Annotated in this window: 17 protein-coding genes; 13 read left to right on the top strand and 4 right to left on the bottom strand. The window is 73.7% G+C overall.

Features of this window, described 5'->3' with window-relative positions; all coding sequences use genetic code 11:
- The first annotated feature begins 246 nt into the window (after positions 1 to 246).
- The 4 genes from QUG92_RS12830 (at position 247) to QUG92_RS12845 (ending at position 4,207) form a co-directional block, all read left to right on the top strand.
- Positions 247 to 1,407 (top strand): peptidoglycan DD-metalloendopeptidase family protein, encoded by a 1,161-nt coding sequence (locus tag QUG92_RS12830; protein WP_289459325.1) that lies wholly within the window; start codon positions 247 to 249, stop codon positions 1,405 to 1,407.
- Between the two features lie 68 nt (positions 1,408 to 1,475).
- Positions 1,476 to 2,099: a DNA alkylation repair protein gene (locus tag QUG92_RS12835; protein WP_289459326.1), complete on the top strand. Its 624-nt coding sequence runs from the start codon at positions 1,476 to 1,478 to the stop codon at positions 2,097 to 2,099.
- Between the two features lie 61 nt (positions 2,100 to 2,160).
- Positions 2,161 to 3,660, top strand: a complete 1,500-nt coding sequence (locus QUG92_RS12840; RefSeq protein ID WP_289459327.1) for an MFS transporter — start codon at positions 2,161 to 2,163, stop codon at positions 3,658 to 3,660.
- Positions 3,650 to 4,207 (top strand): TetR/AcrR family transcriptional regulator, encoded by a 558-nt coding sequence (locus tag QUG92_RS12845; protein ID WP_223246549.1) that lies wholly within the window; start codon positions 3,650 to 3,652, stop codon positions 4,205 to 4,207. The genes QUG92_RS12840 and QUG92_RS12845 overlap by 11 nt, the downstream gene beginning before the upstream one ends.
- Positions 4,208 to 4,331: 124 nt before the next feature.
- Here QUG92_RS12845 and QUG92_RS12850 read toward each other — a convergent pair whose 3' ends face one another.
- Positions 4,332 to 5,174 carry a polysaccharide deacetylase family protein gene (locus QUG92_RS12850; RefSeq protein ID WP_289459328.1) on the bottom strand — a complete coding sequence of 281 codons (843 nt, stop codon included), beginning with the start codon at positions 5,172 to 5,174 and terminating at the stop codon, positions 4,332 to 4,334.
- Positions 5,175 to 5,396: 222 nt separating this feature from the next.
- Between QUG92_RS12850 and QUG92_RS12855 the strand changes: the two genes are divergently transcribed.
- The 5 genes from QUG92_RS12855 to QUG92_RS12875 all read left to right on the top strand — a co-directional run bounded on the left by QUG92_RS12855 (position 5,397) and on the right by QUG92_RS12875 (position 9,349).
- Positions 5,397 to 6,587, top strand: a complete 1,191-nt coding sequence (locus QUG92_RS12855) for a zinc-dependent alcohol dehydrogenase (protein WP_069711910.1) — start codon at positions 5,397 to 5,399, stop codon at positions 6,585 to 6,587.
- Positions 6,588 to 6,615: 28 nt separating this feature from the next.
- Positions 6,616 to 7,674, top strand: coding sequence for an NAD-dependent epimerase/dehydratase family protein (locus tag QUG92_RS12860; protein WP_289459329.1), 1,059 nt, complete (start codon positions 6,616 to 6,618; stop codon positions 7,672 to 7,674).
- Positions 7,675 to 7,896: 222 nt separating this feature from the next.
- The gene (locus QUG92_RS12865; protein ID WP_289459330.1) at positions 7,897 to 8,241 is read left to right on the top strand and encodes an SHOCT domain-containing protein; all 345 of its coding nucleotides are present in this window, start codon (positions 7,897 to 7,899) and stop codon (positions 8,239 to 8,241) included.
- Positions 8,242 to 8,250: 9 nt separating this feature from the next.
- On the top strand, positions 8,251 to 8,667 hold the full coding sequence (locus QUG92_RS12870; RefSeq protein ID WP_289459331.1) for a DUF6314 family protein: 417 nt from the start codon (positions 8,251 to 8,253) through the stop codon (positions 8,665 to 8,667).
- Positions 8,668 to 8,671: 4 nt separating this feature from the next.
- On the top strand, positions 8,672 to 9,349 hold the full coding sequence (locus tag QUG92_RS12875; protein WP_289459332.1) for a pentapeptide repeat-containing protein: 678 nt from the start codon (positions 8,672 to 8,674) through the stop codon (positions 9,347 to 9,349).
- On the opposite strand, the gene QUG92_RS12880 is transcribed toward QUG92_RS12875, so the two are convergent.
- Positions 9,334 to 10,332, bottom strand: coding sequence for an NAD(P)/FAD-dependent oxidoreductase (locus QUG92_RS12880; RefSeq protein ID WP_289459333.1), 999 nt, complete (start codon positions 10,330 to 10,332; stop codon positions 9,334 to 9,336). The two genes, QUG92_RS12875 and QUG92_RS12880, sit on opposite strands and share 16 nt — an antisense overlap.
- A 65-nt stretch (positions 10,333 to 10,397) precedes the next feature.
- On the opposite strand from QUG92_RS12880, the gene QUG92_RS12885 reads away from it, so the two are divergent.
- Complete coding sequence (locus QUG92_RS12885; RefSeq protein WP_182046865.1) at positions 10,398 to 11,021, top strand: helix-turn-helix domain-containing protein; 624 nt, start codon at positions 10,398 to 10,400, stop codon at positions 11,019 to 11,021.
- Positions 11,022 to 11,024: 3 nt separating this feature from the next.
- Here QUG92_RS12885 and QUG92_RS12890 read toward each other — a convergent pair whose 3' ends face one another.
- Together QUG92_RS12890 and QUG92_RS12895 are read right to left on the bottom strand one after the other, a co-directional pair.
- Entirely contained in the window at positions 11,025 to 11,699 is a 675-nt protein-coding gene (locus tag QUG92_RS12890; protein ID WP_289459334.1) for a hypothetical protein, read from the bottom strand.
- A gap of 142 nt (positions 11,700 to 11,841) precedes the next feature.
- Positions 11,842 to 12,615: a glycosyltransferase family A protein gene (locus QUG92_RS12895; RefSeq protein ID WP_289459335.1), complete on the bottom strand. Its 774-nt coding sequence runs from the start codon at positions 12,613 to 12,615 to the stop codon at positions 11,842 to 11,844.
- Positions 12,616 to 12,771: 156 nt separating this feature from the next.
- Between QUG92_RS12895 and QUG92_RS12900 the strand changes: the two genes are divergently transcribed.
- The 3 genes from QUG92_RS12900 to QUG92_RS12910 are packed head-to-tail and all read left to right on the top strand — an operon-like array spanning position 12,772 to position 14,686.
- A complete protein-coding gene (locus QUG92_RS12900) occupies positions 12,772 to 13,677 on the top strand; it encodes a hypothetical protein (protein WP_289459336.1) in 906 nt (301 codons plus the stop codon).
- Positions 13,674 to 14,117, top strand: a complete 444-nt coding sequence (locus tag QUG92_RS12905; RefSeq protein ID WP_289459337.1) for a phage holin family protein — start codon at positions 13,674 to 13,676, stop codon at positions 14,115 to 14,117. The genes QUG92_RS12900 and QUG92_RS12905 overlap by 4 nt, the downstream gene beginning before the upstream one ends.
- Positions 14,114 to 14,686: a DUF3618 domain-containing protein gene (locus tag QUG92_RS12910; RefSeq protein WP_182046859.1), complete on the top strand. Its 573-nt coding sequence runs from the start codon at positions 14,114 to 14,116 to the stop codon at positions 14,684 to 14,686. Before QUG92_RS12905 ends, QUG92_RS12910 begins: the two co-directional genes overlap by 4 nt.
- Positions 14,687 to 14,727: the final 41 nt, after the last annotated feature.

Consider the following 14,727-nt stretch of genomic DNA (forward strand, 5'->3'; position numbering starts at 1 on the left):
CATACAATCACGCCTGCTCACTCCGTTTTGTACACAGTCTGTTTCCATCGTGTAACAGATGAGGCGATCCGCCGGCCGCTGCTACCCCCGGAACTGGGGAGAACGGATGTCGCCCGCGGCCTTGTCTCCTGCCGCTGGCCGGGTGACCATCGTTCGGCGGCCCGGACAGGGCGGGCTGCCGTCACGTGGCCACCAGGCCACGACCCGTCATCCACGGGACCACACCGATCAGGGGAACCTCCTTCCGTGCGCAGCAGCATCACCCGACGGCTCGCAGCCGTCGTGGCGGCGATCGCCGTCACCCTCACCGGCAGTGTCGTCGCAGCCGCCCCGGCCCAGGCGGCGGTCACGTACGTCGGGACCGTCAAGGCCAACACCTTCATCAACCCCGGGGACTCGCTCACCTCCCGCAACGGCCAGTTCCGGCTCACCATGCAGGGCGACGGCAACCTCGTCGAGTACGGCATCGGCGGCCGGGTGCTCTGGGCGTCGGGCACGTCGACGTCGCCCGGGGCGAGCGCCGTGGTCAACCCGGACGGACAGATCACGATCGTCCGGAGCGGCAAGCTCATCGCCCGCTGGGGCGAGGCCGGACACGTCGGCAAGCACCTGCAGATCGGCGCCGACGGCGTCATGACGTCCATGGACGTCAACGGGAAGTACGTGTGGCAGGCCCGCACCTACCAGGACCGCGTGTCCGCGGGGTCGGTCATCGCCTCCGGGACCGCGCTGACCTCGGACGGCAGCGGGGCGCGCAAGCTCACCATGCAGGCCGACGGCAACCTCGTGCAGACCGTGGACGGGAAGGCCGTCTGGAGCTCCCGGACGAGCGGGAACAAGGGTGCGTACGCGGCGGTGCAGACGGACGGCAACCTCGTCGTCTACTCGGTCGACAAGCGGGCGCTCTGGGCGTCGAGCACCAGCCGTGCGGGTGCCGGGCAGCTGCTCGTGCAGGTCGACGGAAACGTCGTGCTCTACGGCAAGGCCGACACCCGCGTCTGGTCGACGCGGAAGGTCAGCAGCCTGTCCTGGCCCGTCGTCGGCACCAAGATCTCCGGGCGCTACGGCGACGACCGCGGTGCCGGGCACGTCCCGCGCTACCACCAGGGCACGGATGCGCCGGTGCCCGTCGGGACGCCCGTGTACGCCTCCGGCACCGGCACGGTGACGTCCGTCGTCCCGAACAACGCGTCGTACGGCAACTACATCGTCGTCACCTACGGCATGACCACCGTCCTGACCGCGCACCTCAGCGCGATCCAGGTGCAGAAGGGCCAGGTCGTCAAGGTCGGCACGCAGATCGGGAAGTCCGGCAACACCGGCCAGTCCACCGGTCCGCACGTGCACGTCGAGGTCCGCCAGGGCAGCACGCTCGTCGACCCGCTGAAGGTGCTCTCCTTCCGGTGAGCCGAGGGCGCTCCGGCGCCTGATCGCCCTGGCCGGAGGGTGCCCCTCGAGCGGCTAGCGTGGTCGCGATGGACATCCGCGATGCCGAGGCCGTGCTCGCCGCCTTCGCCCGCACCCCCGGCGACGTGGCGGGTGCACGCCGGGTCGCGCGGGAGTTCGCCGACCTCGACGCGGGCGAGCGGTCTGCACTGCTCTGGAGCGAGGACCCCGGGGCGCGGCTGGTGGCCGTCGTGCTGCTCGTCCAGGCGATGCGCGCCCACCCGGACCCGGAGCTGACCGAGGAGTACCTCGCCGCGGCGAAGGCCGAACGGTTCGACGACCCGGTCCTGGTCGACATCGCCGCCGAGGAGCTCGTCGGGGCGCCGCTCGTCGGCGGTTCGACGGGACCGCTGTTCGCTCTTGCCAAGTCCGACGTGGCGACGGTCCGTCGGGTCGCGGTCGTCGCGACCCTGGCGTTCGTCAAGCAGGGCGACGCCGAGGTGCCGCTCGCGATCGCCGGCCGGCTCGTCCGGGAGCGCAGCGAGACCGTGCAGTCCGCCCTCGGGTGGGTGCTGCGCGAGACCGGGAAGCGGGCGTCGGAGCCCGCGCTCGTGGCGTTCCTCGAGCGCCAGGGACGGTTCCTGTCACCGGCGGCGCGCGCGACGGCGACCGAGCACCTGCCCGCGGCCGAGCGCGACCGCCGGCGCGGCTGAGACCTGCGCACTGACTGTGCAGTCGGCACTACCGACCAAACGGTCGGTTATGGTCGACGGCATGCAGCAGACGACCGCCACCCCGACCCACCGCGCGACGACCCGCGAGTGGGCCTCCCTCGGGGTCCTCACCCTGGCCGTCGTGCTGCTCGCGGTCGACGGCACCGTGCTGGCCCTCGCGGTCCCCGCGCTCACCGCCGACCTGGACCCCACGGCCACGCAGGTGCTCTGGATCGGGGACGTCTACTCGTTCGCCCTCGCCGGGCTGCTCGTCACGATGGGCAACGTGGCCGACCGCATCGGCCGGAAGCGCCTGCTCCTCGTCGGTTCGGTCGCGTTCGGCCTCGCCTCGGCCGGGGCCGCGTTCGCGCAGGGGCCCGAGGTGCTCATCGCCGCCCGCGCCCTGCTCGGCATCGCCGGCGCCACCCTGATGCCGTCGACGCTGTCGCTGGTCCGGGCGATCTTCCGCGACCCGCGGCAGCGCACCCGTGCCATCGCGGTGTGGTCGGCCGGTGCGACCGGTGGTGCCGCGGCGGGTCCGCTCGTCGGTGGGGCGCTGCTCGAGCACTTCTGGTGGGGCTCGGTCTTCCTCATCAACATCCCCGTCATCGTCGTGATCGTCGTCGCCGGCGCGTTCCTGCTGCCGGAGTCGAAGGGCGGCGCGCGGACACCGATCGACCTGCTGTCGGCCGTGCTCTCGGTCGTGGCGATCGTCCCGCTCGTCTACGCCGTGAAGCACCTCGTCGGGCACGGAGCGGACTGGACGGTCCCGGTCGCGGCGCTCGTCGGCATCGGTGCCGGGTGGTGGTTCGTCCGGCGCCAGCGCACCCTGGCGACGCCGCTGATCGACCTGCAGCTCTTCCGCATCCCCGCCTTCGCCGGCGCGGTGGTCGCGAACTCGCTGTCGGTCTTCGCGCTGACCGGGCTCCTGTTCTTCTTCTCGCAGTACCTGCAGCTCGTCCGGGGCTTCTCCCCGCTGCTCGCGGGGGCGGCCGAGCTCCCGGCGACGGTCGCGTCGATCGCGGTCATCGCCGTGATCGGGCTGCTGACCCGCCACGTCGGCCCCGGGCGGTCGATCGGCCTGGGGCTCGCCGTGGCCGCGGTCGGCATGGCCGGGCTCGCGTTCGCCGAGGGGCTGCCGACCTACGTCGGGATCGCGATCGCCCTCGCGGTCGTCGGGCTCGGCGTCGGGGTGTCGATGACCCTGGCGACCGACGCGGTGGTCGCCGCGGCGCCCCGTGAACGCGCGGGTGCCGCGAGCGCGATCTCGGAGACCGGGTACGAGCTCGGTGTCGCGATGGGCATCGCGGTGCTCGGGTCCCTGCAGACGGCGTTCTACCGGGCGAACCTCGACGCCGGTGCGCCGGACCGCGTCCGGGAGTCGCTCGCCAGTGCTGCCCAGGTCCTCGACCCGTCGTCGCCGGTGTTCGCGCAGGCGCAGCACGCCTTCACCGGCGGCATGCAGCTCGCGTCGGTCTGCGCGGCGGTCCTGCTCGCGGTCGCGTCGGTCGTGGCGCTGCGGGTCATCCCGAACCGGCAGGATGGTCCGCGTGAGCACTGACGGCACCCGCGACCGCGAACGCACCCGCTCGGCCGTGCTCGAGGCGGCGGAACGGCTGCTCGGTGAGCGGGGCACCCGGGTGAGCGTGGCCGAGGTGGCCGAGGCCGCCGGTGTCTCGAAGAGTGGCCTGCTGCACCACTTCCCGTCGAAGGACGCGCTGCTCGTGGCGGTCGCCGAGCACGGTCTGCAGACCTTCGTCGACGAGGTGATGGGGCACGTCGACCTCGCCGAGAACCGGCCGGGCAAGGTGCTCCGCGCCTACGTCCGGACGCTCTGCGGCGGCAGCGAGCGCGCGATGGCGGTGTTCTCGCCGAACGCCCTGTGGGCGGGCCTGATGTCGGTGCCGGGGATCGAGCCGGTGGTGGCGGCGGACGCCGAGCACTGGCGCACGCTGTTCGCCCGCGACGGCCTGCCCGAGGACCGCTCCCTCGTGGTGCGGCACGCCGCCGAGGGGCTCGCCGCCGCGTCGGCGCTCCCGCCCTACCTCGACGCGCGGGAGCTCGCGGTCGCGCGCGATGCGCTCCTCGCGCTGGCCGAGCCCGCCTGAGCCCCGCGGGACGCAACGGGAGCGACTGCTCGCAGCGGTACCGCACTGCGAGGAACCGCCGACGTTGCGTTCCGCGGGCACCGACGCGGGACGGGCACGCGCGCGGGCCCGGGCACAGGACGGGTCAGCGCGAGAAGACGTCGTCGAGGGTGTACGTCGCCAGGTGGCGCTCCTCGAGCAGGGCGTGCAGCCGCGGCAGCGCCCCGATGGTGCCCGGGAAGTTCGCGTGCCCGATCACGATGTGCGCCGGCTGGAACCACTGCTCGGCGAACCCGACGATCTGGTCCGGGGAGATGTCGCCCGAGTCCGCGAGCGTGCCGTACCAGAGCAGCGGGGTCGTGTAGCCGACCGCCGCCGCCGCACGATCCACCCGGGTGTCGTGGTACCCGAAGGGCGGTCGGAAGTACGGGCGCGCATCGACGCCGAAGGTCCGCTCGAGGAACTCGTGGTTCCGGGTGAGCTCGTCCTGGATCGCCTGGTCGCTCAGCTTCGTCAGCGCCGGGTGGTCCCACGTGTGGTTGCCGAGCTGCACCTGCCCGGACTCGACGAGCGGGCGGAGCAGGTCGGCGTGCTCGGTCCACGCGGGCCGGTCGCCGTTCACGAAGAACGTCAACCGCGTGCCGGTGGCCGAAGCGGAGCGGGCGTAGGCGGCGACGACGTCCGCGGACGCCCCGTCGTCGACCGTCCACGCGATCCCGGGGGTACGGGCGGGCAGGGCGGTCACGGTCCCGGCGGGCAGGGGGACGCGGGTGAGTGCGGGCCGCGTCGGTGTCGGGGTGGGGGTCGACGTCGCCGTCGGTGTCGGCGTCGGTTTCGGCGTCCCCGTGGCGGTGGCCGTCGGGAGAGTGGTCGCCGAGGCGGTCCGCCCCGCGGGTCGGCTGCCGGTCGAGCACGCGGCGAGCACCCCCGTCGCGAGGGCGCCGGTCGCGCCGGCGAGGAGTGCGCGTCGGGTGGTGCCGTGGTCCATCGGTCCCAGCGTGGTCGAGCCTGCGGATCCGCACATCGGCGGACGGGCTGACCCCCGGTGGCCGACCGGCCACCGGGGCGGACGGGAGGCCCGCCCCACCACCGCCGCCGCAGCGCGCTGCGGACGGGGCTGGGAACGCACCACGGGGCGGGCGCGTAGCGAGGAGGTCACGCGAGTCGTGCCTCCCGGCCGGCTCGGAAGCGACCACGAGAGGAACGCGACGTGCGCGCACTGACCTGGCAGGGCACCGAGAAGGTGTCCGTCGAGACCGTCCCCGACCCGACCATCCAGGAGCCGACCGACGCGATCGTGCGGATCACCTCCACGGCGATCTGCGGCTCCGACCTGCACCTGTACCGGGTCCTCGGCCCGTACATCGACAAGGGCGACGTCCTCGGCCACGAGCCGATGGGCATCGTCGAGGAGGTCGGCTCCGCCGTCACGAACCTCAAGGTCGGCGACCGCGTCGTCGTCCCCTTCAACATCTCCTGCGGCCACTGCTGGATGTGCCAGCACGGCTTCCAGTCGCAGTGCGAGACCACCCAGGTGAAGGAGTACGGCACCGGTGCCTCGCTCTTCGGGTACACGAAGATGTACGGCCAGGTCCCCGGCGGCCAGGCCGAGTACCTACGCGTGCCGCACGCCGACTACGGCCCCATCAAGGTGCCCGACACCGGTGCCGACGACCAGTGGCTCTTCATGAGCGACATCATCCCGACCGCGTGGCAGGCCGTGCAGTACGCCGAGGTCCCCGAGGGTGGCACGCTCGCGGTGCTCGGCCTCGGCCCGGTCGGCCAGTTCGCCGCCCGCATCGGCAAGCACCTCGGCTACCGCGTGCTCGCCGTCGACCCGGAGCAGGTCCGTCGCGACCTCGGCGCGAAGCACGGCATCGAGGTGTTCGACCTCGACGACGACATGGTGTCGAAGCTGATCGACCTGACCGACGGGCGCGGTCCGGACGGTGTCGTCGACGCGGTCGGCATGGAGGCGCACGGCAACCCGGTCGCCGGGTTCGCCCAGCGCGCGGCCGGGCTACTGCCCGACAAGCTCGCGCAGAAGGCGATCGAGACCGCCGGCGTCGACCGGCTCGCAGCCGTGCACGCGGCGATCGACCTCGTCCGCCGTGGTGGCACGGTGTCGCTGTCCGGTGTCTACGGCGGCATGGCCGACCCGATGCCGATGATGACCCTGTTCGACAAGCAGATCACGATCCGCGAGGGGCAGTGCAACGTCCGCCGCTGGGTCGACGACCTCATGCCGCTCGTGTCCGACCCCTCGGACCCGCTCGGCACCCTCGACCTGACCACCCACCGGGTGGCGCTCGAGGACGCCCCGCACATGTACTCCGTCTTCCAGAAGAAGGAGGACGGGTGCATCAAGGTCGTGCTCGACCCCTCGATGGCCGCGGCGTGACGGGCGACCGGTCGGGACTGGTGCGCTGATGCGCGTCGTCGTGGTGGGTGCCACCGGCAACGTCGGCACCGCCGTGCTGCGGCGGCTCGCCGCGGCACGGCTCACCGGTGACGGCCGGGCGGGCGACGAGGACGGCCTGCAGGTCGTCGGCGTCGCCCGCCGCCTGCCCGACGCGCGCGTCGCACCCTACGACGTCGCCGAGTGGCGCGCCGTCGACGTCGGGGCACCGCGGGCGGTCGACGAGCTCACCGCGGCGTTCCGGGGCGCGGACGCCGTCGTGCACCTGGCGTGGGCGCTCCAGCCGACGCACGACATCCCCGCGCAGCACCGGACGAACGTCACCGGCACGGCGAACGTGCTCGAGGCCGTCGCCCGCGCCGGGGTCGGGCAGGTCGTCGTCGCGTCGTCGGTCGGCGCCTACCGCGGCGTCGACGTCGACGGGAAGCGCACGCCGGTCGACGAGTCGTTCCCGGCGACGGGCATCCCGACGGCGACGTACTCGATCCACAAGGCCGAGAACGAGCGGGCGATGGACGCGTTCGAGCGCGCCCACCCCGAGGTCGTCGTGACCCGGCTCCGCCCCGGCCTGGTGTTCCAACGCGGGGTCGCCGCCGAGCTCCGCGGGCTGTTCCTCGGCCACCTCGTGCCGATGTCGATCGTGCGGTGGGTCCGCTGGGCGGTCCTGCCGCTCCCGCTGCCGTTCGTGTTCCAGGCCGTGCACGCCGACGACCTGGCGGACGCGTTCTGGCGGACGATCGACCGACGGGCCGCGGGCGCGTTCAACATCGCGGCGACCCCCGTGCTGACGCCGCCGCGGATCGCACGGGCCCTCGGGATGCTCGGCGCCGTGCGGATCCCGCTGCGGCTGCTCCGCGGGATCGTCACGCTCACCTGGCGGCTCCGGCTCCAGCCGACCGACGCCGGGTGGCTCGACATCGCCGCGGGGGTGCCGATCATGCGGACCGACCGGGCCCGGAGCGAGCTCGGGTGGGAGCCGCGGCACACGGCGGACGAGGCACTGCGCGAGCTCGTGGGCGGGTTCGCGGACGGCGCGAACGTGGAGGCGTCGGGGCCGCTGCGCGGCTGAGGCGGGGCCCGGGCGGCAGCGGTTGCGGGCGGTCGTTCCGGGCGTCGGTGGTGGCCCTCGCATGCCTGGTCGTTCCGGGCGTACCCGGAGGTTCCGGGCGTACCCGGTCGATCCGTTCGACCAGGGACGCCCGGAACCACCTTCCATCGCGGGTGTGCTGGGAAGGAACGGGCGCGTTACGATCCCGACGAGGGCGCGATCGTGCCCCAGGGGGAGGGTGTCATGTCGATCGACGACTTCGGGTTCCCGGACGAGGGGAACAACCCGCTGATCCCGCCGGCGTTCGACGTCGCCGCGACGATCATCACGGTCGGCGGGGTCCTCGTGGTGCTCGGCATCGTCGCCACGATCGTGCTGGCGATCTACCGCGCCAAGCGCATGTCCGACCGCGGTCAGAACCCGTTGACCCTGCAGGAGGACCTGGCGTACCGGGCGATGCAGAGTCAGACGCTCGCACCGCCGACGACGCTCGAGCAGCGGCTGGCCGAACTCGACGACCTGCACCGTCGTGGCGTGATCTCCGACGACGAGCACCGGACGGCCCGGGCCGAGGCCCTCCGCGCGTAGCCTGGCGGGATGCTGCCGACGGACCTGATCGGGGAGTGGACCCTGCGCCGGACGGTCGTCGACCGCCGGGCCGGGGTGACCGGTGACGTCGCCGGGACGACGTCCCTGACACTGGTGACGCCCGACGAGGTCCGCTGGGACGAGGCCGGCGTCATGCGCCTCGACGGCCGCGAGACCCCGGTGTCCCGGACGCTCGTCGTGCGCCACGGCCAGGACGACCGCTGGACCGTGCACTTCGCCGACGGCCGGGTGTTCCACGACTGGGCGTGGGGCGCGTCCGTCGAGCACGCGTGCGCGCCCGACGACTACACGGGCGTGCTCGCCGGCAGTGCCGACCGGTGGACGGTGCGCTGGGAGGCCCGCGGCCCGGCGAAGGACCTCCGGCTTGACAGCGTGCTCGAACGTCGGGCCGCCACGGCAGACTGAGCGCATGGCCCGCACCCCCGGCAAGCCCACCGGCACCGTCGCTCCCCGCATCACCCCGGTCGACCCCCGTGACCTCGAGGACTGGACGCCGGCCCCCGGCGACCTGCTGACGGGTGACCGCGTCGAGGGCAAGCGCGTCGCCGTGCTCGACCTGGCGGGGGAGCGTCTGCCCGACCTCGAGCTCGAGGAGTGCGTGGTCGAGACCCTCCGCGCGGACGACGCCGACCTGCGCGGCCTGCGCGTCCGCGACTCCGTGGTGGAGACGCTCGACGCCCCCGTGCTCCGGGCGTCGAGCAGTGCCTGGCGGGAGGTCCGGTTCGCCGGTGGCCGGGTCGGCTCCGCCGAGCTGTACGACGCGACGCTCAACGGGGTCGAGTTCGTCGGGATGAAGCTCGGGTTCGTGAACCTGCGCGGCTCGACGCTGACCGACGTGGTCTTCCGCGACTGCGTCGTCGACGAGCTCGACGTCGCCGACGCCCGGCTGCTCCGGGTGTCCTTCCCCGGCACGAGCATCCGCGCCGTCGAGGGGACGAACAGCCGCATCGAGCACGTGGACCTGCGGGAGGCCGACCTCGACCGGGTGGAGCGGCTCGAGGGTCTGCGCGGTGCCACGATCGGCTCCGACCAGCTCTTCGCCCTCGCACCCCTCCTGGCGGCCCAGGCCGGTTACCGCGTCGACTGACCGGTCGGGACGCTCGGGTCAGCGGCCGCTGCGAGCGCCGCCGCGATGTCGGCCTGCACGAGGTCGCCGTGCACCGCGGCCCCCGCCTGGGTCCCCGCGGCGGCCGAGGCGATCACCGTGGCCATGGGCGACGTCACGTTGCCCGCGGCCCAGACTCCGCGCACGCCCGTCTGCCCCGTCGCGTCGACCGTCAGGCCGCCGCCGAAGCGGAACCCGTTCACCACGACGTCCTCGGCCCGGAGCCCGAGCCCCTCGAGGAACGCGACCCGCGGCTCCGCCGTGCTCGCCGCCGCCAGGGCGTCGAGCGGGACGACCTCGCCCGACCCGAGTTCGACCCCGGTGAGGACCCCGTCCGTCGACAGCACCCGGGCCACCGGCCCCTCGACGACCGCGATGCCCCGGGCCCGGAAGGCGCTGCGGGCGGTGTCGTCGAGCAGGTCCGGGTCGGTGACGAACGCGGTGACCCGGTCGCTCAGGGCGCGGAACATCTGCGCGTGGTGCGCCCCGTTCGGCGTCGTCACGAGGACGCCGATGCGTCGGTCGCGGATCTCCCACCCGTGGCAGAACGGGCAGTGGACGACCCCGCGTCCCCACTGCTCGGCGAGCCCCGGGACGTCCGGCAGGACGTCGACGGCGCCGGAGGCAACGACCAACCGGCGGGCGGTGACGACCCTGCCGGAGTCGAGCGTGACCGAGAAGCCGACCGGGTCGGTGTCGGTGCCCGCGGTGACGGACGCGGCCACGACCCTCCCGGCCGTCACCTCGGCCCCGTAGGCGGCGACCTCGTCGCGCCCGATGCGGGTCAGCTCGGTCGGCGCGACGCCCTCGCGCCCGAGGTAGTTGTGGGCGCCGGCGGCCGGCGCGTTCCGTGGTTCGCCGCTGTCGACGACGAGCACGGAGCGTCGCGAGCGCCCCAGGATGAGCGCGGCGGACAGGCCGGCGGCCGAGCCGCCGATGACGATGACGTCGAAGTTCTCTCGCATGGTCGCAGCCTGCGCGATCCGTTCCGAACCAGCAAGGATGCTTGCCGGTCTGGCAACATGGTCCCATGGTGCGCAGCCGGGAGGAACGGATCACCCCGCCGACGACGGCGGAGGTGGTCGACGCGGTCGGCCCACGCCTGCGGGCGCTGCGCGAGCGCCGCCAGGTCACGCTCGCGGCGCTCGCCGACGAGACCGGGATCTCGGTGTCGACGCTCTCCCGGCTCGAGTCGGGCCAGCGGCGGCCGACCCTCGAGCTCCTGCTGCCGCTCGCCCGCGCCTACCAGGTGCCGCTCGACGACCTGGTCGGGGCGCCGCAGACGGGGGACCCGCGGGTGCACCTCAGGCCCGAGCGGCACGGCGGACGGGTGGTGATCCCGCTGACGCGGCGCACCGGCGGCGTCCGGTCGTTCAAGCAGCTCATCCCGCCGGAGCCCGCGGACAGCGACCGGACCCTCCGGACGCACGAGGGGTACGAGTGGCTCTACGTGCTGTCCGGGCGCCTGCGGCTGCTGCTGGGCGACCGCGACTTCGACCTCGGACCCGGCGAGGTGGTCGAGTTCGACACCCACACCCCGCACTGGGTCGGCAACACGACGGACGGAGTCACCGAGGTGCTCTGCCTGTACGGGCCGCAGGGGGAGCGGGCGCACGTGCGGTCCCGGCCCGCGTCCCGGCGGGACGACGGGTAGGGGTCAGCCGAAGACGTGCGCCTCGACGTCCTCGAGCAGGCCGTCGGTCGGGACGTTCGACTGGGTGATGCGGATGCCGATGTCGCCACGCGTGAAGTAGGTGTCCCCGTCGGTGACCGGGTACTGCGGGTTCTGGGAGATCTTCTGGCAGCGGTAGCCCTCGGACTCGCGGTCGCAGTCGAAGCCCGACAGCTGCTGCAGTGCGGCGAACGCCTTCGTCGAGTCGACGACGGCGACGTCGATGACCACGTTCGTGACGTCCACCCGCGGGTCGCGCCAGACGCAGTACAGCCGCCCGCCACCGGGCTGCAGCACCGGGGTGAAGGCGGTCTTCGGGACGGCGACGGGATCGCCGACGACCGAGGGGTCGTTGAGCGGGTCGTCGGTGAACTGCCACCTGCCAGCGGTGACCAGTCCGCTGCACGACGAGGGCAGGGTGCCGCCGTCGTGGTCGACGCCGGGGACCTGCGGGATGGTCGAGGTCGGACTCGGCGTGCTGCCGGCGTCCGCCGTGGCGTCGCTCGTCGGCGCGGTCGTCGCCGCACTCGTGCTCGCCGTCGACGTGGACGTGGCCGTGGCGCTCGGGCCGGTGGTCGATCCGTCCGTGCAGGCGCTCAGGACGAGTGCGGCACCGAGGCCGATCGTGACGAGCAGTGTGGTGGCGGGCGCGTGCCGCATGGTTCTCCCCCTCGATCGCGGTCCGACGGAGGCGCCGGCCCGCTCGTCCCCGACGGTAGCCGGGCGCGACGACCGCCGGTGCCCCCGAGACCGATCCGTGGCCGGCCCGACACCCGATCGTGACCGGAGCGCCGGGCCCTCGTCAGCGGCCGGACCAGGCGCCCCGGGAGCGGGACGGGAGGCAGGCGCGGAGCGCGGCCCGGCACCGCCGCGCCCACCGTCGGCAGGGGTTCGCCCGACGGCCGTGCACCCGGAACGTGTGGAACGCCCGCCGGGTGCGGAGCGCGGCCGAGGCGACGCCCGAGAAGGGCCTCGCCGAGACCTCGACGAGCAGGGCGCGGTCCACGACCACCCGCCACGCCGGGTCGAGTGCCATCGAGAGGTCGACGTCGTCGTGCACCTCGGGGTCGTCGCGGTGCGTCCGGGAGCGCGCCGCGAGCCACGTCGAGCGGTGCATCGCCGTCGCGGACCCGAACAGCGGCGGCCGGGCGAGCGCGCCGCGCATCAGGACGAAGTACGGGCCCATGTAGAGCGTGTCCCAGAGCCGTCGGACCAGCGGACCGCCGTCGTGCGGACGGCCCGGACCGGTGACCGCGACGACCCCCGTGCCGCCGAGGAGGCGGACCGCCGCAGCCACCCACCCGGGCGGCGGGACCGAGTCGGCGTCGAGCCGGACGAGCACGTCGCCGGAGGCGTGGTCGTACCCGCGCGCCGAGGCCCGGGCGATGCCGCGGACCGGTTCGTGCAGCACCGTCGCGCCGGCGGCCCGGGCGACCGCGGCGCTGTCGTCGGTGCTGCCGTTGTCGACGACCACCACCTCGTCCACGGGCCGCGTCTGTGCCGCGAGGGCGGCGAGGCACCGGCGCAGGTGCTCGGCGTCGTCGAGCACGGGGACGACGACGGAGACCAGCGGCACCCCCCGATCCTGCCCGAGGGGTGCTGGACGGGCCGTCGGGCGCGGGCGTCACCGCGTTCGCCGACGTTCCTGTGGCACGGCGCAGGCAGGGTCGCGCACCGTCGGGTCCAACGCGGCGGGTGCCGTACCCGTCGCGACCGATCCGGAAGGCCGACCATGACCACGAACCCACCCGGGAACGACTCCGGGACGCCCATCCACGACCGCACCGCCGCGTCCGAAGGACACGAGGTGTACCCGGGCGTGACCGTGCCCTCGTTCGGCAGCGACACCTCCGCGCCGCGCGACACCGACCGCGAGTTCGACGACGTCCTCCTGCCCGAGGGCGACGTCCGCCGACCCGAGGGGTTCGACGACGTCGAGCCGCTCGACGCACTGCCCGCCGACGAGCAGCTCCCGGCGACGCCGTCCGCCGCCGGCGCCTCGGCACCGCTGCACGACTCCACGACGACGAGCACCGGGTACCTGCCGCCCGTGGGCACCAGCACGGGCACCGGCAGCACGGGTACCGGCAGTACCGGCAGCACGGGCTCCGGCGGCACCGACGGTGGCGGCAAGGCCGACGCCGCCAAGGGTGCCGCGCAGGACGTCGCCGGCGACGCGAAGGACAAGGCCGCGAGCGTGGCCGGTACCGCGAAGGAGCAGGCGTCGAACGTCGCCTCCGAGGCGACCGACCACGCCAAGCAGCTCTACTCCCAGGCCTCCGACACGCTCAAGGAGCAGGCGGCCGGCCAGCAGGAGCGCGCCGCCGGGGGCCTCCGCAGCCTCGGCGAGCAGCTCGGCCGCATGGCCGACAACGACGACGAGCAGGGCATCGCCGCGAAGGTCGTCCGCGACCTGTCGAACCGTGCGGGCTCCGCGGCCGGGTACCTCGAGAACCGCGACCCGGGTTCGCTCCTCGACGAGGTGAAGACCTTCGCCGCGAAGCGCCCCGGCACGTTCATCGCGCTCGCCGCGGGCGCCGGCATCCTCGCCGGACGCCTGACGAAGGCCCTCGCCACCGAGGTCAAGCACGAGAAGGAGGCCGGTGAGTCCTCGACCGGCACGGGGAGCGGCGTATGAGCCACACGGTCCCGGGCGCGACCCCGCTGGGCGAACCGACGCCCGAGGAACGCGCCGCCACCACGCCGCTGGGCGAACTGCTGACCGACGTGTCGAAGGACCTGTCGTCGCTGTTCCGCCAGGAGGTCGCCCTCGCCAAGGCGGAGCTCACCGAGTCCGCCAAGAAGGCGGGCAAGGCCGGCGGCATGTTCGGCGGCGCCGGGCTCACCGCCCTGTTCGCCCTGCTGTTCCTGTCCATCGCCGCGTGGTGGGGTCTCGGGTACCTCATCGGCAACGCGTGGTCCGCCGTCGTGATCGCCGTGGTCTACGCGATCGTCGCCGCGATCCTCTACGTCCGTGGACGCAAGGAGATCAAGGAGATCCAGGGCGTCCCGCAGACGGTCGAGACCGTCAAGGAAGTCCCCGAAGCACTCAAGCCGAACACCGGGAGGAAGCCATGAGCACCCCAGAAGAGATCCGTGCCGACATCGAGCGCACCCGCGGTGCCCTCGGGTCCGACGTCGACGCCCTGGCCGACAAGGTCAGCCCCTCGTCCATCGCCCACCGGCAGAGCGAGAAGGTCAAGAGCCGCTTCCAGGGCGTCCGCGACTCCGTGATGGGGTCCGCGCACTCGGCGGGCTCGAGCGTCTCGGGGTCCGCCTCGGGTGCGACCGACCGGGCGAAGGACGTCGCGCACGAGGGCGTCCGGAAGGCGAAGGGCAACCCGCTCGCCGTCGGCCTGATCGCCTTCGGCGCGGGGTGGCTCGCGTCGTCGCTCATCCCGACCTCCGACAAGGAGGAGCAGCTCGCCGGTGAGCTCAAGGACAAGGCGGCGCCCCTCGTCGAGGACGTCAAGTCCCAGGCGAAGGACGTCGGGTCGCAGCTGGGCGACGTGGCGAAGGAGCACGCGCAGGACCTCAAGGGGACCGCGCAGGACGCCGCCCAGACCGTGAAGGACGAGGCGCAGGGCGCCGCGTCCGACGTCCAGGACCACGCGAAGAGCGCCGCGGACGACGTGCGCAGCAGCTGACGGACGTCAGCAGAGGACGGACGGGAGGCCCGTGGCGACAC

This window comes from Curtobacterium citri (assembly GCF_030362955.1).
GTDB classification, from domain to species: domain Bacteria; phylum Actinomycetota; class Actinomycetes; order Actinomycetales; family Microbacteriaceae; genus Curtobacterium; species Curtobacterium citri.